Source organism: Thalassobacterium maritimum (assembly GCF_031127805.1).
GTDB lineage: Bacteria > Verrucomicrobiota > Verrucomicrobiia > Opitutales > Coraliomargaritaceae > Thalassobacterium > Thalassobacterium maritimum.
Map to the genome: position 1 here is coordinate 1 of NZ_JARXHW010000286.1, position 344 is coordinate 344.

Annotated in this window: 1 protein-coding gene; it reads left to right on the top strand. The window is 53.5% G+C overall.

Going from position 1 to position 344, the window contains the following annotated elements:
- On the top strand, window positions 1–344 hold a 344-nt coding region (locus QEH52_RS20365), incomplete at both ends, for a transposase (RefSeq protein ID WP_486679460.1).

The window sequence follows — 344 nt, forward strand, 5'->3', positions numbered from 1 at the left end:
TGTGTGATGTCGAATCACTTTCACGTGCTCTTGCGTGTGCCGGATCGTCAGCAGGTGGATGATGCTGAATTGATGCGCCGCTATCAGGTGCTGTATCCGAAGCCTACCAAGTATCAGGCGGATTCGGTCAAGGTGCTGCGCTCTCACTTGCAAGCGGATTCTGAAGAGGCGCAGCAGTTGCGTGCGAAATTATTGGCGCGGATGGGCGATGTCTCTGAATATATGAAGGCGGTGAAGCAGCGCTTTTCGGTCTGGTTTAATCGTAATCATAAGCGCTATGGCACTCTGTGGGCGGACCGTTTTAAGTCGGTCTTGGTCGAGGGGCATGGCAATCCGCTGCAAAC